Origin of the sequence: Pandoraea commovens (assembly GCF_024704525.1) — a bacterium.
Taxonomy (GTDB): domain Bacteria; phylum Pseudomonadota; class Gammaproteobacteria; order Burkholderiales; family Burkholderiaceae; genus Pandoraea; species Pandoraea commovens.
In genome coordinates this window covers 3,187,103-3,206,058 of record NZ_CP102780.1, presented here as the reverse complement: position 1 = coordinate 3,206,058, position 18,956 = coordinate 3,187,103, and the positions used below count along the sequence as shown (strand labels likewise).

17 protein-coding genes and 1 pseudogene are annotated in these 18,956 nt (G+C 63.5%); 12 read left to right on the top strand and 6 right to left on the bottom strand.

Annotated features, from left to right (window positions below):
* Window positions 1–138 precede the first annotated feature (138 nt).
* The gene (locus NTU39_RS14730) at window positions 139–1,503 is read left to right on the top strand and encodes a GGDEF domain-containing protein (RefSeq protein ID WP_257957938.1); all 1,365 of its coding nucleotides are present in this window, start codon (window positions 139–141) and stop codon (window positions 1,501–1,503) included.
* 31 nt (window positions 1,504–1,534) lie between these two features.
* Here NTU39_RS14730 and NTU39_RS14725 read toward each other — a convergent pair whose 3' ends face one another.
* Together NTU39_RS14725 and NTU39_RS14720 are read right to left on the bottom strand one after the other, a co-directional pair.
* Window positions 1,535–2,320, bottom strand: coding sequence for an FRG domain-containing protein (locus NTU39_RS14725; protein ID WP_150574278.1), 786 nt, complete (start codon window positions 2,318–2,320; stop codon window positions 1,535–1,537).
* A 159-nt stretch (window positions 2,321–2,479) separates the two neighbouring features.
* Window positions 2,480–2,995 (bottom strand): DUF2938 domain-containing protein, encoded by a 516-nt coding sequence (locus tag NTU39_RS14720; RefSeq protein ID WP_257957937.1) that lies wholly within the window; start codon window positions 2,993–2,995, stop codon window positions 2,480–2,482.
* A 103-nt stretch (window positions 2,996–3,098) separates the two neighbouring features.
* On the opposite strand from NTU39_RS14720, the pseudogene NTU39_RS14715 reads away from it, so the two are divergent.
* Window positions 3,099–3,479: pseudogene (locus NTU39_RS14715) on the top strand (helix-turn-helix domain-containing protein); the annotation flags it as partial.
* Window positions 3,480–3,621: 142 nt separating this feature from the next.
* Here NTU39_RS14715 and NTU39_RS14710 read toward each other — a convergent pair.
* Window positions 3,622–4,545: a helix-turn-helix transcriptional regulator gene (locus NTU39_RS14710; RefSeq protein ID WP_257957936.1), complete on the bottom strand. Its 924-nt coding sequence runs from the start codon at window positions 4,543–4,545 to the stop codon at window positions 3,622–3,624.
* Between the two features lie 218 nt (window positions 4,546–4,763).
* Between NTU39_RS14710 and NTU39_RS14705 the strand changes: the two genes are divergently transcribed.
* The 5 genes from NTU39_RS14705 to NTU39_RS14685 all read left to right on the top strand — a co-directional run bounded on the left by NTU39_RS14705 (window position 4,764) and on the right by NTU39_RS14685 (window position 10,574).
* Window positions 4,764–5,522: a crotonase/enoyl-CoA hydratase family protein gene (locus NTU39_RS14705; protein ID WP_150662791.1), complete on the top strand. Its 759-nt coding sequence runs from the start codon at window positions 4,764–4,766 to the stop codon at window positions 5,520–5,522.
* Window positions 5,523–5,550: 28 nt separating this feature from the next.
* Window positions 5,551–6,477 carry a 3-hydroxyacyl-CoA dehydrogenase NAD-binding domain-containing protein gene (locus NTU39_RS14700; RefSeq protein WP_150662790.1) on the top strand — a complete coding sequence of 309 codons (927 nt, stop codon included), beginning with the start codon at window positions 5,551–5,553 and terminating at the stop codon, window positions 6,475–6,477.
* Between the two features lie 65 nt (window positions 6,478–6,542).
* Entirely contained in the window at window positions 6,543–7,463 is a 921-nt protein-coding gene (locus NTU39_RS14695; protein WP_150662789.1) for a beta-keto acid cleavage family enzyme, read from the top strand.
* Window positions 7,464–7,527: 64 nt separating this feature from the next.
* Window positions 7,528–8,709 (top strand): ABC transporter substrate-binding protein, encoded by a 1,182-nt coding sequence (locus tag NTU39_RS14690; RefSeq protein ID WP_257957935.1) that lies wholly within the window; start codon window positions 7,528–7,530, stop codon window positions 8,707–8,709.
* Window positions 8,694–10,574: a feruloyl-CoA synthase gene (locus tag NTU39_RS14685; protein WP_257957934.1), complete on the top strand. Its 1,881-nt coding sequence runs from the start codon at window positions 8,694–8,696 to the stop codon at window positions 10,572–10,574. The genes NTU39_RS14690 and NTU39_RS14685 overlap by 16 nt, the downstream gene beginning before the upstream one ends.
* Window positions 10,575–10,679: 105 nt before the next feature.
* Here the strand turns inward: NTU39_RS14685 and NTU39_RS14680 are convergent, their stop codons facing one another.
* Window positions 10,680–11,942: an MFS transporter gene (locus NTU39_RS14680; RefSeq protein ID WP_150662786.1), complete on the bottom strand. Its 1,263-nt coding sequence runs from the start codon at window positions 11,940–11,942 to the stop codon at window positions 10,680–10,682.
* Between the two features lie 210 nt (window positions 11,943–12,152).
* Between NTU39_RS14680 and NTU39_RS14675 the strand changes: the two genes are divergently transcribed.
* Both NTU39_RS14675 and NTU39_RS14670 read left to right on the top strand, forming a co-directional pair.
* Window positions 12,153–12,830: a cupin domain-containing protein gene (locus NTU39_RS14675; protein WP_150662785.1), complete on the top strand. Its 678-nt coding sequence runs from the start codon at window positions 12,153–12,155 to the stop codon at window positions 12,828–12,830.
* A 33-nt stretch (window positions 12,831–12,863) separates the two neighbouring features.
* Window positions 12,864–13,721 (top strand): IclR family transcriptional regulator, encoded by an 858-nt coding sequence (locus tag NTU39_RS14670; protein WP_257957933.1) that lies wholly within the window; start codon window positions 12,864–12,866, stop codon window positions 13,719–13,721.
* An 18-nt stretch (window positions 13,722–13,739) separates the two neighbouring features.
* Here the strand turns inward: NTU39_RS14670 and NTU39_RS14665 are convergent, their stop codons facing one another.
* Together NTU39_RS14665 and NTU39_RS14660 are read right to left on the bottom strand one after the other, a co-directional pair.
* The gene (locus tag NTU39_RS14665) at window positions 13,740–14,255 is read right to left on the bottom strand and encodes a DUF2165 family protein (RefSeq protein WP_257957932.1); all 516 of its coding nucleotides are present in this window, start codon (window positions 14,253–14,255) and stop codon (window positions 13,740–13,742) included.
* Window positions 14,256–14,367: 112 nt separating this feature from the next.
* A complete protein-coding gene (locus NTU39_RS14660; protein ID WP_150662782.1) occupies window positions 14,368–15,390 on the bottom strand; it encodes an NAD-dependent epimerase/dehydratase family protein in 1,023 nt (340 codons plus the stop codon).
* A 96-nt stretch (window positions 15,391–15,486) separates the two neighbouring features.
* On the opposite strand from NTU39_RS14660, the gene NTU39_RS14655 reads away from it, so the two are divergent.
* From NTU39_RS14655 to NTU39_RS14645, 3 genes are all read left to right on the top strand, one after another.
* Window positions 15,487–16,377 (top strand): LysR family transcriptional regulator, encoded by an 891-nt coding sequence (locus NTU39_RS14655; RefSeq protein WP_150662781.1) that lies wholly within the window; start codon window positions 15,487–15,489, stop codon window positions 16,375–16,377.
* Window positions 16,378–16,481: 104 nt separating this feature from the next.
* Window positions 16,482–17,225 carry an alpha/beta hydrolase gene (locus NTU39_RS14650; protein ID WP_257957931.1) on the top strand — a complete coding sequence of 248 codons (744 nt, stop codon included), beginning with the start codon at window positions 16,482–16,484 and terminating at the stop codon, window positions 17,223–17,225.
* 29 nt (window positions 17,226–17,254) lie between these two features.
* Window positions 17,255–18,880: an AAA family ATPase gene (locus NTU39_RS14645; protein WP_257957930.1), complete on the top strand. Its 1,626-nt coding sequence runs from the start codon at window positions 17,255–17,257 to the stop codon at window positions 18,878–18,880.
* The last annotated feature ends 76 nt before the right edge of the window (window positions 18,881–18,956 follow it).

Here is an 18,956-nt window from a genome sequence, read left to right as displayed (position 1 = left end):
CGCAGGAAGGCAATCGCAGGTCTTGCGTTGTCATGGTGATGAAATATTCACATGTTGAGATTGCCTTATCGGGGCCGGGCGCTTGATGGCCGTTCGAAATAAATGGAATTCGTAACAAAAGACGTCCTGGCAAGTTGCATGGAGTTGCTGCTGGACGCAGTGTTTCTCGTCAATCGGTCCGGAACTCTCGTCTACGTGAGTCCGGCCTGCGAAGCTATTCTCGGCTATAGCTCGCAAGAGTTGATGGGGCGCTCGATGATCGATTTCGTGGCGAAGGAAGATCGCGACAGAACCATCGAAGAATCCAAGCTGGTCATGGCGGGCCGCCCGCGGATCGGGTTCGAAAACCGTTACATCCACAAAGACGGTCATTACGTCCACATCATGTGGTCGGCGCGCTGGTCCGAAGAACACGGCATGCGAATCGGTGTCGCCCGCGATGTCTCGGCCCGCAAGCGCGCCGAAGCCTTGCAGCGCGCTACCTACTCGATTTCCGAAGCGGCCCACGACGCCGCCGATATTCGCTCCCTCTGCAAGGCCGTCCACGACACGCTGGGCACGCTATTTCCCATCGACGCTATTGTCGTCGCGACCTGCGACGCCGACCTGCGCGTGTGGGACAAGGCTTATCAGTACCGCGATAGCACGGACGTCCCGCTGCTCGACTGGACGCAGGCAGAAGCGCTTTCGACGCACGCCACCAATGCACAGGAGCCGCTCTGGCAACTGATCGAGACGGTGCCCGACGCCGATCCCGCGAAGGATGCCGTGCACGTGCGCACCGAGTCATTCTCACTGAGCGATAACGTTGAGGCCGCACGGCACGCGCTGGCGGTGTTGCCCATGCATACGGCGCGGCGCGCCGTCGGCACGCTCATGATTTACGGACCCGTGAAGGCGTTGCAGGCGGAAGCGGCACAACGGCTGTTGGCGTTCGTGTGCGATCAGACGGCGCTCGCTATCGAGCGCAAGCAACTCATCGACGATCTCTACAAGGCCGCGCGGTTCGACGAGCTGACCGGACTGCCGAATCGCCGTACATTCGGCGAATTCGCCAGCGAAGCGGTACGCCGCGCGCAGCGCACCAACGGCAAACTGGCGCTACTCTTCGCCGATATCGATGGATTCAAGGACGTGAACGACAGCCTCGGACACGCGACCGGCGATCTGCTGCTCAAGGAGATCGGACGCCGCATGAAGGCCGGGGTGACGGACTGCGGATTCGTGGCGCGGCATTCGGGCGACGAGTTTGTCGCCATCGTGCAGGACGCCGAGATCGTCGAGCGTATCGACTTCGCCGTGAACCGGCTGCGCTCGGAGATCGAACAGGCAATTTCGGTGAACGACGCGAGCCTGACGGTGCGGGTGAGCGTGGGCGTCGCCGTCTTCCCTGACGATGGCGAGTCGATGAGCGAACTTATCCGCGTGGCCGATCAGCGCATGTACGCCAACAAGGCGGCGCGCAAGTCAGGTGGCGCGAGTTTTCTCGAACGGTTGATGTGACGCGGCACTGAGCATCGCTGTATCGCCTGCATTACCCCAGCGTCTGCGTTGGCCAGACCATTTCGATTTCGACGGCAATTGAGCGCGCGAGTCCGTCGAGATCCGGAAACAGGGACGCATTCGTCACGTTCATCCGGTAGAGCCACTTCATCGCGTCGGCGCGCAGCGCGACCGGTAGCACGATCTTGCGCAGCAACGGTTCGTCGCTCTCGTAGCCGTCCAGAATGCGATGCATCGGCCGGTCGATCACGCCGGGCACGACGAAGGTGCCGGACTGCGCGATCAGGCGGCCATCCATTTCTTCCGGCTCGCCGAACCAGACCACCTCGTTGTCGTTGCCGAGGAAGTACTTCTCCATATTCCCCTTGACGCGCGGATCGATGGTATCGCGGGTGAGCCACGGCGCATGGCGCGGGCGTGCGCGGTCGTCGTACAGCGCGGGTGTGTTCAGCGCAAAGATGGCAGAGTCGGACGTTGCGCGTTCCAGTGCAAAGAACGCCGCCACGAATGGTGACTTGGTGAAATCGAGCAGACGAGTGGGCGCGCCGTGGTGTTGCATCAGCCCGAGGCAGCGCAGGTCGTCGTGCAGCAGCTCGGGCCAGGGCACGTGGTTGTGCGCCTTGCGACGGAAGATGCGAATCGCGCGGGCCTCGCGGCTGCGCCACTGCTCTTTGTCCGACACGTAGGCGTGCAGGTAGCGGGAGAGCGAACTTTGCAGATGCCAGCGGGCGTCTTGCTGCCCGCGAAACGCCCAGCCTTCGAAGCGGGAGGACAGCTCCATGAAATCCTTCCAGCTCTCGACGACAGTGGTGTCCATAGTGGGCGAAATCCTTGTGTCGGCGTGCCACGGTGCCCTGTGCCGCCATGCAATTTTGTGAGGACGCCACAGCGCAACGAGTGCGGCATGGCGTCGGCCACTATAGTACGGCGTCCGTGACAGCTCAAGCGCGAAGGGTTCGTTCGCGCGGACTTGCGTTCAGTCCGAGGTGGCGATTATGGCCACTGCGGCGCTCACCACCGACGCGCCCGCATATAAACCCAGACCGAACACCGTGTGCGTCATCAGGCTGCGCAGGCGTGCCTGTGCCGGTTTGGGTGTCTTGCTGGCGGCAATGCCGGCGCCGAACGCGGGTTGCATGACGAAGAAGGGCATCACGACGGTGGCTACGCCGAATGCGAGCGGCATGGGCCACGTCGGCGCATCCAACCACTCCGAACCCGCGAGCATGACGAGGGCGGCCGCGAAGCCAACACCGATAGCGTAGTGCGCAAACCACCCGAGCGCTTTCTCGCCCGCAACGGGCGTCGCACGGGCGATGCCAGAGTGAGCAAAGCGACCGGCAGGCATATGCCCAAGCCAGCGTCCGACCATCGCGAAGTCGAGCGATGCAATGCCGAAGACGCGGCGAAGCAACAGCGCCCAGAGGTCCATCACAACCGTCGCGAAGACGCCGATCGCAAGGATCTGCGCGACGAAGGTAAGCGTTGTCATTGTCATCTCCTGAGTCGACAGTGCGTCCGTGCCGTGACGGCAAGTCCGCGATTAGGGCACTATACGAATTCAAGTCAACTTGAAGTCAAGCGGGAGTCTCGACATGACACTGGACATTGGCGACGTCGTCGCGCATGCGGGTGTGCCGCCGTCCACGCTGCGGTTTTACGAAGAGAAGGGGCTGATTGCCGCGACGGGCCGACGTGGGTTGCGACGGCAATACGACGAGTCGGTCTTGCAGACGCTGTCGCTCATCGCATTGGGTCGCACGGCCGGATTCTCGCTGGACGACATCGCCGGGATGTTGTTGCCGCAAGGCAAGGCGAATATCGACCGAGAGCGGTTGCGGGCGAAGGCGGAGGACATCGACAAGACGATCCGGCAACTGAGCGCGTTGCGTGACGGCTTGCGCCACGCGGCGGAGTGTCCGGCGACGGAGCATCTGGCATGCCCGCAGTTTCAGCGTCTGATGCGGCTTGCCAGCATGAAGGGCATGAAGGGCGTGAAGGGCGTGAAGGGCGTGAAGGGCGTGAAGGGGGCGAAGGCGGCGAGGGGCACGAACGCGTCCCCGCTGGAGACGCGTGCACCCCGATCCGGCAAGCCTGCGAAGCAGCCCTCGCGAAGCGTCATCCGCGCGATATCCCGCAGGACGACAGACGGACCTTGATGTCGGCAAGCGCGGCCTCGGGCGTGATGTCCGACGTGTCGAGCGTGATGTCGGCGAGCCGGTACAGCGACTCGCGGGCGTCGAGCATGCGATGGATGTGATCGAGCGCCTCGTTGCGCAGGGCTTCGGTGGCGATGCGTGCGTCGTTCTGCTGCATCACGCGCTGGAAGTGGACTTCCGGGCGCGCGCGCAGCCATACCGTACGGAACGCACGCAGCACACGTTCGAAGGTCGGCGCTTCCGAAACGATGCCGCCGCCGGTGGCCAGCACGACATGCTCTTGCTCGCCGATGATCCGCTCGATGCACTGCCGCTCGATGCGACGCATCGCGGCCTGCCCGTATAGGGTGATGACTTCGCCGATGGCAATACCGGCTTCGCGTTCGACTTCCTTGTCGAGTTCGATGAAGGGCGCGCCGATGGCTTGCGCCAGTTGAGGCCCGAGCGTTGACTTGCCCGCACCGCGCAGACCGATGAGCGCGATGCGCTGGCCCATCCGTCCCGTGTCGGCCGCGACAGGCACGACGAGTTGGCGGCGCAGCCGCGAGAGTACCTCCGGCGATTGCTGACGCAGGTACTCGATCAGGATGAGCAGATCGCCGTCGTGAATGGAGCGCTCGGCAACCAATGTTTCGACGCCCACGTTCAGAGCCTCGGCCAGCTTGTGCAGCACCGCGAGAGACACGTTGCCGGTACCGGCTTCCACTCGGGCGAGATACGGCAGCGAGACGCCGGACTGCGCAGCGAGCTGTTTGCGCGTCATGCCGCGCTGGGCGCGCAGCATGCGCACCTGCCGGGCGAGGGAGGCCAGACGCGACGTCACCCCGGCGTCGGCATCTTCGGCCGGATCGGGCTGTGGCGTGGCGGCAGGCGGTGTTTTCATCGGCTAACGGGGTAGGGTGCGGTTGCTGATAAATATACTATGAGATAGCACATACGGAAGCGTCTCGCCGCTCGCTTCCTGCATTGGCGCCTCAAAATATGCATTAAATTGCTTTTAATGACAAAATATCCCTGTTAACCCTGAACTGCATTGCACAAGTCGCGCAACGAGGAAAATATCTTATAAGATACTTTTCACGATTTGGAGCGATGCAGACCATGACCTATCCCCACCTGCGCGTGCGCGTCGAAGACGCCATCGCGTTCGTCACCCTCGACCGCGCCGAGAAGCGCAACGCGCTTTGCGATGCGGCCATCAATTCGCTCGAAGCCGCCTTTCGCGATTTCGACGACAGCGTCCGTGCCGTTGTCCTGAGCGGTGCTGGCGAGCACTTCTGCGCCGGGCTGGATCTCTCGGAGAACAGCACGCGCGATCCCATCGACGTGCTGCGCGTCTCACAGCGTTGGCACAAGGTCTTCCATGAGATTCAGTTTGGTGGACGCCCGGTGGTTGCCGTCCTGCAAGGCGCTGTCATTGGTGGCGGGCTGGAACTGGCGCTGGCCGCCCATGTGCGCGTGATCGAGCGCAACGCGTTCTTCCAACTGCCCGAGGGCAAGCGCGGCATCTTTGTCGGCGGCGGCGCCTCGGTGCGTGTGGCGCGCATTCTCGGCCCGGACCGGATGACGGAAATGATGCTCACGGGCCGCCGTTACGACGCCGTCGACGGTGAGCGCCTGGGCCTCGGACACTATCTAGTTGACGGTGGCGACGGACTCGCGCTGGCGACGCAACTCGCGCGTGACACGGCGGCGAACAGCCCGCTGTCGAATTGGGCGACGATACATGCGCTGTCGCGCATTCACGATATGTCGATGGCCGACGGCCTCTTCACCGAATCGGTGACGAGCGCACTCATGCTCGCCACGCCCGAAGCGCGCGAGCGTATGGAACGCTTTCTGGGCCGCGCGGCGCGCTAGCCGTCCGGCCATCCGCACGGAGACGAATGTGAAATACGACAACATCGAACAGGTCGCCGTCATCGGCACCGGCGTCATCGGCGCGAGCTGGGCCGCGTACTTTCTGGCACGCGGTCTGCGCGTGAGTGCGTGGGACCCCGCGCCGGGCGCACGTGAGCGCCTGCGCGAAGCCGTCGATGCGCACTGGCCGACGCTTATCCGCATCGGGCTGACGGCGGGCGCAACACGCGACAGCCTCACGTTCCACGACACGCTCGACGCCGCGCTCGAAGGGGCTGACTTCGTCCAGGAGAGCGGCCCCGAGCGCGAAGACCTGAAGCAGGATCTTTTCCGCAAGATGGACGACGCGTTGCCGCCGTCGGTGGTGATTGCGTCGAGTTCGTCGGGATTGTTGATGAGCCGGGTGCAGTCGGTGTGCGCGCATCCCGAGCGCGTGGTGCTCGGGCACCCGTTCAATCCGCCGCATCTGATTCCGCTCGTCGAGGTGATCGGTGGCGAACAGTCGTCGCAAGCCGCCATCGACACCGCCATGCAGTTCTATCGCGCCATCGGCAAGCGCGCGATCCACGTCCGCAAGGAAGTGAAGGGGCATATCGCGAACCGCCTGCAAGCGGCGCTGTGGCGCGAGGCGATTCATCTGGTGGATACGGGCGTGGCCTCGGTAGCGGATATCGACGACGCCATCGCTTACGGTCCCGGCCTGCGCTGGGCGGCGCTGGGGCCGTTTCTGAATCTGCATTTGTCGGGCGGCGCGGGCGGCATCGCGCATCTGCTCGAACACCTCGGCCCGCCCATCGAGTCCTGGTGGGCAGACCTTGGCGAGCCGGTGCTGACGGACGACCTCAAGGCGCGCATCACCGCGGGTGTTGAAGCCGAGTTGGCTGGCCGGGGCAATGCGCGTCTTGAAGCACAGCGCGACGCCGTCATCCTCGGCATTCTCGCGAGCAAGCCCTGAACCCTCCGCATCCCCGCTGAAAGTATCCGATCCAACGAACGACCGATTCGAAGAAGGAGACACGCATGAGCAAACCCAAAGTCATCGTCACCATCGCGCCCACCGGCGGCATGGCGTACAAGTCGCAGAACCCCCACCTGCCCACGCAGCCGGACGAGATCGCACGCGATGTCTACGACTGCTACAACGCTGGCGCAAGCGTTGTGGCGATTCACGCGCGGCGTCCAGGCGACGACGGCGCGACATGCGATCCGGCGATTTATCGCGACATCAACCGCCGCATTCGCGACAAGTGCGACATCGTCATCAATAACTCGACGGGCGGCGGCGTCCACGGCGACATGATCGGGCAGGCCGACAACGGCTATTGGGAAATCCTCTGGGAAGAACGCCTGAAAGGCATGGATGCGGGTGCCGAGATGTGCACGCTCGATGCGACGACCATCATCGCGAGCTTCGGCGGCCGCGAGCTGCTGATGCACACCTCGCCGGAGCGCTCGAAGCATCTCGCTATTGAGATGAAGAAGCGCGGCATCAAGCCGGAGTGGGAGGTCTTCAGCCCCACGCACATCGTGCAAGACCTCGCCACGCTGACCGCCGCCGGATTCGACGACGAACCGTTCTTCGTCAATCTCGTGCTCGGCGTGCATCGCGGCTTCCAGAACGCCATGCCGTACACGCCGCGCGTGTTGCAGTCGATGGTCGATCTGTTGCCCAAGGGCAGCATCTTCTGCGTGAGCGGCATCGGTCCGGCGCAACTGCCGTCGGCGATGAATTCACTTCTGCTCGGTGGCCACGTGCGCGTCGGTCTGGAGGACAACCTGTATTACGAGCACGGCGTGCCTGCGACGAACCAGCAACTCACCGAGCGCGTCGTGCGGCTCGTGCGCGAGATGGGTTACGAACCGGCCACGCCGACCGAAGCCCGCGAAATCATGGGCCTGCCGCGCAACCGTGAAGTGCTGCCGGAGTTCGCCGTGCGGTAAGGCGAAGGTGTGCGTCGCAAGCTGTCCGGCCCCTAGAACGAAAACATCCCAGGAGACAAGTCACATGGCGGCAAACAGATTCACACGCAGTTTCGCGCTATCTCGCATCCTTTCGTTGTCGACGCTCGCCGGTGTGGCGATGCTCTGCGCGACCTCGCAGGCGAACGCGCAACCGGCGGGCGTCACCATAGGCGTTACGCTCTCGACAACCGGCCCGGGTGCTTCGCTCGGGATTCCGGAGAAGCAGGCCATCGGCATGTTGCCGCCCACGCTCGGCGGTTTGCCAGCGCGCTACATCGTGCTCGATGACGCTACCGACCCGACCACTGCGACGAAGAACGCGCGCCGTCTCGCGACGGAAGACAAGGTCGACGCGATCATCGGGTCGTCGACCACGCCCGCATGTCTGGCCGTCGCCGCTGTAGCAGCCGATACCCGCACCCCGCAGCTCGGCCTGTGTCCGTTCGTGCCGAGCGCCACGCAGATGCGCTACGTCTTCTCGCTGCCGCAATCGGTCGCCGTCATGGCCGACGCGGTACTCGACGACATGAAGGCGCACAAGGTGAAGACGCTGGGCTTCATCGGCTTTAACGATTCCTATGGCGAAGCGTGGCTCAAGGACATTCAGGCGCGCGCCGTCGCTCGTCAGATTCAGGTCGCACCGGTCGAGCGTTACGCGCGCAACGATCAGTCCGTGACCGCGCAGGTGCTGAAGGTCATGTCGTCCAACGTGGACGCCGTCATCATCGCGGCGAGCGGCACGCCGGGCGCGCTGCCCATGAGCACGTTGCGCGAGCGCGGCTACAAGGGACGTATCTACCAGACGCACGGGGTTGCTAACAACGACTTCCTGCGCGTCGCGGGCAAGAGTGCAGAGGGCGCGATTCTTCCGGTGGGTAACATCCTCGTCGCTGAGCAATTGTCGGCGAACCATCCGGGCAAGGCCGTCGCCACCGACTTCGCGAAGCGTTACGAAGCACAGTACGGTGCGGGCTCGCGCAACCTGTTCGCCGGTTACGCCTACGACGCTTATCTGGTCCTCGACCGTGCCGTCGCGGTGGCGGCAAAGCAGGCGCAACCGGGCACGCAGGCGTTTCGCGACGCACTCGTTACCGCCGTCGAACAGACGCGCGGTCTGGCGGCCACGCACGGCATGATCAATGTCAACGCACAGGACCACTCGGCTTATGGCGAAGACGGTCGCGTGCTCGTCACGGTGAAGGGCGGAAAGTGGACCATCGAGTGAACCTCGCGGCGGCGGGCGCGCGCCGCCTCGCCCGGCCCGATATCGAACGCGAGGTGCGCGCAGACGGCAGCTTCGTGATTCGCTCGCGCACTACGCTCGACGAGTTCGAGCGCAGCCCGGCCGACTGGCTCGTGCAATGGGCTTCAAGGACGCCGCAGGCTGTTTTCGTGGCCGAGCGGCGGCAGCCCGGCGATGCCGCGTCCGGTACAGGCCTCTGGCGTGAGATCACGTATGGCGAAGGGCTGGCGATGGCGCGCGGGATCGGGCAGGCGTTGCTCGATCTCGACGTGCCGCGTGAGCGTCCCGTCGTGATTCTGTCCGACAACAGCGTCAACCACGCGCTGCTCGTGCTCGGCGCGATGATGGCGGGGCGCCAGACGGCCATCGTGTCGTCGGCGTATTCGCGCATCGCCAAGGATATGAGCAAGCTGCACGGTATTCTCGCGCGGCTCGACCCGGCGCTCGTGTATGTCGAAGACGGCGATGCCTACGCGCGCGCGCTCGACGGCGCGCCGATCCGTTGCCCCGTCGTCGCCACGCGTAATGGGCATGCGGAGTGGTTGCGTTTCGACACGCTTGCGTCGACGTCGGCATCGGCGGCGCTGGATAACGCCTTCGCGCAAGTGCGCCCCGAGGATACGGCGAAGCTGCTGCTGACCTCCGGCTCGACGGGCAAGCCGAAGATCGTCGTCAACACGCACCGCATGCTGGCAGCGAATCAGCAGATGATTGCGCAGTGCTGGCATTTCCTCGACGAGACGCCGCCGGTCGTGGTCGACTGGCTGCCGTGGAGCCACACGTTCGGCGCGAACCATAACTTCCACATGGCGTTGCGCAACGGCGGAGCATTCTATGTAGACGACGGTCGCCCTGTGCCCGAACTCGTGGGGCGCTCCGTCGAGGCGCTGCGCGACGTGTCGCCCACGCTGCACTTCAACGTCCCCAAGGGGTTCGAAGCGCTCGCGCCGTTTCTCGAAGACGACGAGGCATTCGCCGCGCGTTTCTTCGGTCGTCTGCAAGTGTTGTTCTACGCGGCGGCGAGTTTGCCCCCGGCGGTATGGCAGCGCTTCGAGCGACTGGCCTCGCGGCACTGCGAGACACTGCCGTTCTTCACGTCGGCATGGGGGGCGACCGAGACGTCGCCGTTGATCACCAGCGTTCACTTCCCGATCCCGGGCGCGGGCAATATCGGTCTGCCCGCACCGGGCAACGAGCTGAAGTTCGTGCCCAATGGCGACAAGCTGGAGATGCGCGTGCGGGGTCCGTCGGTATTTCGCAGTTATGCGGGCGATCCCGAGGCGACGGCGCAGGCGTTCGACGAAGAAGGCTTCTATCGCACCGGCGATGCGGGTCGTCTGTCCGATGCGAACGATCCCGGCGCGGGTGTGATTTTCGACGGCCGGGTGTCGGAGGACTTCAAGCTGACGAGCGGCACGTGGGTTTCCGTAGGTGCACTGCGGCTGCGGGCCGTAACGGCGTTGGCCCCTTACGCGTCGGATGTCGTCATCGCGGGCCACGATCGCGATGAAATCGGGCTACTGATCTTCCCGAGTCCTGCCATGCGGGCAAAGGCGGCGTCTGCTCAGGTGTCCGCGGACGATCACGCAGGCAAAACGCTCGCGATGCACGACGATGTCCGCTCACACATCGCACAGGCGCTTGCGCAACTGGCGCACGACGCCGGGAGTTCGCAACGCGCGGCGCGCGCGGCCATCCTGGCATCGCCGCCGTCGCTGGAGCAAGGTGAGATCACAGACAAGGGATACGTGAATCAGCGCGCAGTGCTGACGCTGCGTGCCGACGACGTTGCACGGCTTTACTCGGACTGCCCGTCGGTCATTCGCTTGCCGTCTTCCAACGGTTAAGTGCGACAACTTGAGAGGTGGGGGAAGTGAGAGCGACGACGCGCCGGTGGCGGGGAATGCCACCGGCGCGTCAGATCGCCGGAACTGAGTGTGTGCGCCGAGTGATCAGGCGAGCGCTTCGCCGTGACTTTCCGGGAGGAAGAAGTAGACGATGATGGCGGCAAGCAGGAAGAAGCCTGCCGTGGCGCCCAGTGCGACGCTCACGTTCTCGCCGCGCGACAGCAGGCCGACAGCCGCCGGGGCGAGGGCGCTCGCGGCGCGTCCCGTGTTGTAGATGAAGCCTTGTGCCGTCGCGCGCACCTGCGTCGGGAACATCTCGGCGAACGTCGGAGCGAAGCCGCTATAGAAGCCCGTGCCGAAGAACGCCACGACCGGACCGAATACGAGCAACAGCATCGGCTCGCGAATCGCGACATAAAGCGGCACTGTAATTGCCGACACGATGAAGAACAGCAGAAACGACTTACGGCAGCCGATGCGATCCGCGATGTAGCCGAAGCAGATGAACCCTGCCGCCGCGCCGATCTGCATGATGACGATCCACGTCGTCGAGCGCATCAGATCGAAGCCCGGGCCGCCCTGATCGACTGGCGTCGACAGATATGCGGGAATCCACGTGAACAATCCCCAGTAACCGCACATCGCCGCCGCCGTGAAGGCGAGGCCGACGATCGTGCTGCGGGCGTACGGCCCAAACAGCATTCCGAGCGTCTGACCGAGCGTGAGACGCACGCGCTGCTCGCGCCAGATCGCAGGCTCTTCCACGTGACGACGCACCCAGAACGCCAGCACCGTCGGCACCAGACCGAAGGCGAACACCCAGCGCCAACCGAAGTGCGGCAGGATGACGGCGGCCACGATGGCCGCGACTGCATAACCCACAGCAAACGCGCTCTGCACCCAGGCCATCACCTTGGCGCGGTGCTCGGCTGGCCACGTTTCGGTAATCAGCGCAGCACCCGCCGACCACTCGCCGCCAATGCCCAGACCCAGCAGGAAACGGAAGATGAGGAGCGACGTCACCGAATCGGCGAAGCCGCACAGCGCGGTGCCGATGGAGTAACACAGGATCGAGAGAATCATCGACTTCGTACGGCCGATGCGGTCGGCGAGGAAGCCGAAGAACAAACCGCCGAAGGCCGTCGCCAGCAACGTGAGCGAAGCAATGATGCCCGCCACGCCCTTGTCGAAATGCAGGTCGACGCTGATGTAGCGAATCACCATCGCGAACAGCATCAGATCCATGATGTCGAGCATCCAGCCGATATAGGCCGAACCAAATGCTCGCCATTGCGCAGGGCTCGCGCCGCGATACCACGGCCGACGTGCCGTGCCCGCCGCTTTCAGGGCGGTCGTGCCAGTGTCCATTCTTGTCTCCTTCATGGAACCATCCTAGTGTCAGACCTCGTGTATCGACTATCGATACGCATGGGAATGATTTCGTTTGAATAATATCAGCACATTTCCCCGTCATGTCTCGTGGTAAACCATAAATGGTGCTTTGCGTATCGATGATCGATACTCAATGCCAGTGTTGTCTCGATGGTCGGGGCAATCGACTGGTCACAGGAGATCGAAGTGAAGCCGTTTCAATTGCGTTTGTACGAGGATGTCATCGCACCGAACCATCCGCCCGTGTATCTGCCCTCAGCGCGTCGCGCGATTTACGTCGTGCGTGGCGACGTCGCTATCGAGTTCGACACGGGCGCGCAGCATCATCCGGCAGAGAGTGCGTGGCTGGGCGACGACAGCGTCGCGCTGATCGCGGGGAGTGAAGGGGCGACGCTATGGCGTTGGGAACTGATGTCGGGCAATGAGCCGACGCCGGGCGAGATCGCGTCCGCACCGGGGGCGTCGTCGACGCTCAAGCTCGACGCACCTGTCGAGCTGGACCCGCGTCAACAGTGGCTCATGCGTTGCGACAAGGTACAATTCCCCCCCGGCGGCGTGGCGCATACGCACGTGCATCAGGGGCCCGGCGTGCGTTGCACGCTCGAAGGCGAGATCACGATCGAGACGTTGGGCGCGTCGCACACCCATGCGGCAGGGCAAGCCTGGCTCGAACTCGGTCACGCACCGGTGCTGGCGCCGACGACCGAGGCACGCGATACGACGTTCATCCGTTGTTTCATCCTGCCGCGGGCGTGCCGTAATCGCAGCTCGATTCGTTACGTGCGCCCCGAGGACGCGAACAAGAACAAGCCGCAGCGCTATCACGTGTTCGGCGAGCGTTTCATCTCGCTCGACGCACAGTAATCGGCGCGCGACGACAGTGACAAAGGACACGCAGTGAAAGGATCGAAGGACACCCCGAACGACGTCACCCGTCGCCCGCGCGCCGCCGCTGTGCCGAGTGCCGCCAGCGACGAACAGGGCGGCGACGAAATCAACACGTCGTCGACTTCGGTCATTTCGTTGCGGATTCTGGAGTTGCTGGCCGAGCGCAATGCCGAGTGCGGCGTCACGCACCTGGCCGAAGCGCTCGGCGTCCCCAAAGCGCGGGTTCACCGGCGTCTCACGGCACTGCGTCAGGAAGGGTATGTCGTGCAAAACCCGCGCACGAGCCGTTATCGGATCGGCTGGCGGCTCTTTCTGCTCGGACAGAAGCTCGTCAAACAGTTCGACGTGGTGGGGCTGGCACGCCCGGTCATGGAAGAATTGCGCGACGCCGTGGGACAGACCATCGTCATCAGTTCGTTCACGGAGACCGATGTGGTGGTGCTCGACGTGATGCGTGGCCGCAGTCCGCTGGAGATCCTGCTGCACCCCGGCACGCAGTTCAAACTGCACAGTGTGGCGCAGGGCAAGATTGCGCTGGCGTTCGGCGCAAAGGAGCGGCGCGACGCCGTGCTCGAAGGTCCGCTCGACGCTTGTACGCCGCACACCATCACCGATCCGATGCGCCTGTCGCACGAACTCGCGCTGGTGCGCGAGCGTGGATGGGCCGATGCGCCGGAAGAAGTGTTTCTCGGCGTGAACGCGCTGGCGGCGCCGATTATGCAGGACGACGGAACGCTCTTCGGCACGCTCGCCATCGTCGGCTCGATTCACTATTTGCCTGCGCACCCGAACCCGCAAACGGTCGCAGCGCTCACCGACGCGGCACGGCGCATCTCGCTTCTGCTCGGGAGCGGGCGCGGTAACTGAGCGCCACGTTCACCTCCCTCACATCCGCAAAACAGCGGCCGTGGCAATCGTTAGCGTCAGCAACATCATGTGCGTGAGTTGCAGGCCTTCCTGACGAATCCAGTAGCCGAACCACAAGCCGCCGATCATCATCATCAGCCACGCTGCGCTCAGGGCCGAGAGGCCCAGCGTCGCCCATGCAATGGCGGCGTGGGTGGCATGGGCGGCACCCACACCGATGGCCCCCGCCAACTGAATACCGCCCCAGCCGAGGCATACCGTGGCTGTGAGCTGAAGCGCGATCAATACGAGCAACGCCAGCACGGACCAGCCTTTCGCATGCATCGCGCGACGCAGCAACGGAATCTCGATGGCCGGTAGTTCGCGCAAGGGCGACATGTTCAGCGTTCGTCCGATGGCCCATGACGACGCGCCGAACGCCACCACGTTGTTCAACGCGGCAATGGCCGACCATAACGTCAGGCCGGTCACGAGCACCAGCTTGAAAATCACGAACGCATCGAAGGCATCGAGAACACTGACAGCACCGGGCATCGATAACGGCTCCTGTGGTTTGAGATTGCACGTTTTCGCAAAGACGAGCATGGGGAAGTAGGCCAAAGGATAGGAGCGCATCGTTATTTATGCAAGTTAACACTTGTATAAATCAGGGGTATGCGAAACCTATGGCGGAAGGCTTTCCCGGCAAGCATCCGAGGCCGTCGAGGGTCATGTGGATGGCGACGTCGAGCGGCGTGTGCGGCTCCTCGCCAAGCGCATCGACGAGACGTGCATTGTCCATGCGAACCGGCTGCTTCCAGAGATAGCGCATCTCCTGCAACTCACGCAGCGTCGTGACGAAGGGCGACGCCAGCGTCATCAGCCACCACGGGAAACGGCGGGTTTTGACTTCGACGCCATGACGCGCCATCACACGCGTGATCGCTGCGGCCATTTCCGTGCCGTCGGCATCCCAATGCCCGGCCATGTGGAAGTTGGCGAACGCGTCGAGCGTGTGGCGGCGTTCGATCAGCATGACCATTGCGCGGGCTACGTCCGGCAGATACGACCATTGATGGCCGATGCCGGGGGCGTTCGGGATTTGCACCACGCGTGTCGTCTGTCCCGGCTTCACCAGACCCTGAGCGAACCAGCTATTGCGGGTGAGCGGGCCGAAGAAGTCGCCCGCACGCACGATGATCGTCTGCACGCCGTTGCTGCTGGTTCGGCTGGCATCACGCAGACGGCCTTCCATCGTCGCGCGAATACGGCCCTTACGGGTCAGCGGCCGTTGGGGCGCATCTTCGTGCAGCACGGGGAACGTCTCCGGACCGAAGTTGTAGACGGTGCCCGGCAGGACGATGGTCGCGCCATAACGCGTAGCGGCGGCAATGGTGTTGTCCAGCATGGGCAGCACCTGCGTGTTCCAGTTGCGATAGCCCGGCGGGTTGACGGCGTGCACGATCACGGCGCAATCGCGGGCGGCGGCGAGGACGTCGTCGGCGCGCATGGCATCGCCGTCGATCCACTCGATGCCAGTGTCCGTCATCGAACCGGGCGCGCCGCCCCGGCGCAGGGCACGGACTTGCCAGCCCGCCGCGAGCAACTGCCGCGCGACTTCGCCGCCGATGCCGCCCGTAGCGCCCAGCACCAGTGCACGGGATGTTGTCTGTTGAGTGGAATGGCTCATGAGGAGACTCCTCGTTGGTTGTCGGTGATGCCATTCTCCGCGCGAAGTGATTGGAATAAAATTACTGAAAACAATCGATCAGCTATACATTTTTGTATGACCTCAAATCTCAGCTGGGATCTCTACCGAACATTCCTCGCCGTGCTGACGGAGGGCTCGCTCTCAGGCGCGGCGCGTGCGCTGGGCATCACACAGCCGACGGCGGGACGGCACATCGTTGCGCTGGAGCAAGCGCTGGGGCAGACGCTCTTCACGCGCTCGCAAACGGGCTTGCTGGCGACGGATGCAGCGCAGTCGCTGCGTTCGCACGCGCAGGCGATGCAGCACACGGCGCTGGCCTTCGAGCGGGCGGCGGCGAGTCATGGCGACGGGGTGAACGGGGTGGTGCGCATTTCGGCGAGCGAGGTCGTCGGGGTGGAAGTCTTGCCGCCGATCCTGACAGCGTTGCGTCGCGCCCACCCGGATCTGACCATCGAGCTGGTGCCGACGAACCGCATTCAGGATTTATTGCATCGTGAAGTGGACATCGCGGTGCGCATGGCGCCGCCGCAGCAAGAGGCGCTGATTGCCCGCCGCGTCGGCGTTATCGACGTCGGTCTGCACGCGCGCGACGACTATGTCGCTCGCTATGGCGCACCGACTTCGCTGGCCGACCTCGCGCATCACACGGTGATCGGATTCGATAAGTTGACGCCGTTTCTGCGCGAAGCGACGCGGGGCGTGCCGATGTGGGCGCGGGAGACGTTCGCGTTCCGGGCAGACAGCGATCTGGCGCAACTGGCGATGATTCGCGCCGGATACGGAATAGGTGGGTGTCAGGTGCCGCTGGCCAGACGCGACCCGCGACTGGTGCGTCTGCTGCCGAGCGCGTTCCGATTCCGACTACAGACGTGGGTCACGATGCACGAAGACCTGCGCGCCAATCCACGTTGCAAAGTCGCGTTCGACGCGCTTGTGGCCGGATTAACCGCCTACATGGCCGGATAAGACGCAGAGAAGTCGCGAGCGCGACAAATAACGAACGTCATCGATGATGTGTGTGATATACAATATATCAATAACATCAACGATTACGGGACAATCATCGCGCCATGTTCGACCCTTCCTTGTTCGGACGCATGCCACCGGACGTCATTGCGTCCGCCGCCCCGAGCGCGCCAGCGTCGGCCTCTGCTTCTTTGCCATCTCCCGCGTCACCTTCCGACCCGCTGCCTGAACCGTTCGCGCCCGGTCGTCATCCGCTGGGCCTGAGCGAGACACGCGACGCAGTCCTATACGTCCCCGCCGATCTGCCCACCGACAAACCGGTACCGCTGTTCGTGATGTTTCACGGCGCAGGCGGATTCCCGGAGAAGGTGTTGCCGTTCATCGAGCCGCACGCGGATCAGCACAAGTTTCTCGTGCTCGCACCGCATTCGACCTTCCCAACGTGGGACATCGTGATCGGCGGCAATGGTCCCGATCTGGAGCGTCTGCAAGCGGCGCTGCGAAGCGTTGCCACGCGCTATCGCATCGACGCGCAGCGCGTGGCCTTCGCGGGTTTTTCCGACGGCGCGAGCTACGCGCTGTCGATTGGCGTGACGAACGGTGATATCGCGAGCCATGTCATCGCATTCTCCGGCGGTTTCATGTCGATCTTCGTGCAGGAAGGGCTGCCGAAAGTGTTCATCGCCCACGGGCTGATCGACGAGCAATTGCCGATCGCCACGAGCGGACGTCAAAACGCAAACAAACTAAAAGTGGCGGGCTACGATGTGCAATACGTCGAATTCGACGGGCTGCACATCATCGAGCCGGGCGTCGTGGCGCGTGCCATCGACTTCTTCCTCGCCTGAACCGACACGCCATACGGGGAGTGCCGTCCATGGATTTCGAAATTCCTGAATCACTGATTCATCCGCTGATGCAACTGATCGGCACCGACTCACCGCTGGGCAAGCAACTGACGGCCTATGGCGTGTGTCGCGGCAATATGCTGGTCTCCAGCGAATGGTTCGACGCGAAGTCGCTCAACACGCTTTACGTCCTGAGCAAGTCGCAGAACGAGCGCGCACTGATGTTCCAGATGCTCGCACTCGATAACGTCTACAACGCGCCGCAAGCGCGCGTGATTCCCAGTCTGGACAAACTCGTGCCAGGGCTGGTCGCCTACCTCGCGCGCGATGTGATCGACGGCTGGCTGTATCAGCGCCATCGGGACGGTGCGTTGTTGCCGTGGCTGGTGCGACGGTTGCGCTACGTCGAACCGGATCAGGGCTCGCCGTACGTCGTCGTCGACATGCTGGCGAACACCATGCAGTCGGCGAACCTGAGTCCGACGGAGCATCGCCCGCGTCGCTCGGGCATGACCACGTCGCTCGTCTTCACGCGCGACGACATCGCGAATCGCACCATTCCCGAATTGCTCGCGGAGTTCGGTTTCTACAAGGAATGTGCGGAGTTCAAGACCGAATACGAACAGCATGCGCAACGCTTCCTGCGCGTGCAGCGCGCGTTTGGTGCGCAGTTCGTGCTGAGCCGCGCGGCGTTCTCCGTCGACCCGAAGGGCGCGACGGAACTGATTCGTGTGGGCGACGGCGTGACAGCCAAGTGCGTCAACGACGAAGAGCGGCTGGAGCGCAACTTCGAGATGGCGTGCGATGCCGATTTCTGGCGCAACGCCGAGATCGGGCAGGCGTTCGAGACGATTCCGCTGCACTGCTACGTGCACGTCTTCCATCTCGACTGGCACCGCAATCTTTGGGTCCACGTGCAGAACATGACCGAGTACGAATATCAGCCGAGTCTGCGCGACAAGCTGGTGTTGCCCGCACATCATCACGATCTCATCGACATCCTGACGTCGAACATGGATGTGATGATGCCGGACTTCGTCCCGGGAAAATCGGGTGGCGCGACGATCCTGTGTCAGGGCGCACCGGGCCTCGGCAAGACGCTGACTGCGGAGATCTACTCGGAAGTGGTTGGCAAGCCGTTGTATCGCGTGCACTCGGGGCAGCTGGGGACGACGGCGGCGTCGGTGGGGGCCACGCTCATGAGCATCTTGCGACGTGCCATGCGATGGAATGCAATCCTGTTGCTCGACGAGGCCGACGTGTACATCCGGCGTCGCGACAACGATCTGGAGCACAACGCCATCGTCGCGGAGTTCCTGCGCTCGCTGGAGTACTTCCACGGTTTGCTGTTCATGACGACGAACCGTATCGGCGACGTGGACGACGCGATCCTCTCGCGCTGCATCGCCACGATCCACTACGAAGTGCCTTCGGCGGCGGATGCGCGCAGGCTCTGGCGCATGCAGGCAGATCAGGTGGGTGCGCATCTCGACGACGGGCTGATCGAGACGCTGGCCGCGAGATATCCGAAAGCGAGCGGGCGCGACATCAAGGAGTTGATGAAACTCGCGAGCCGCTATTGCAAGGTCAAGGAACTGCCTTACACGGAAGACGTGTTCCGCTTGTGCGGTCTGTTCCGAGGCTACGACGCGTAGCGTTTCTACCCTTTGTTCGTATCCATTTTCCGAATACCACTCAACCAAACATTTAATTTCCCAATTCAAAACGTCC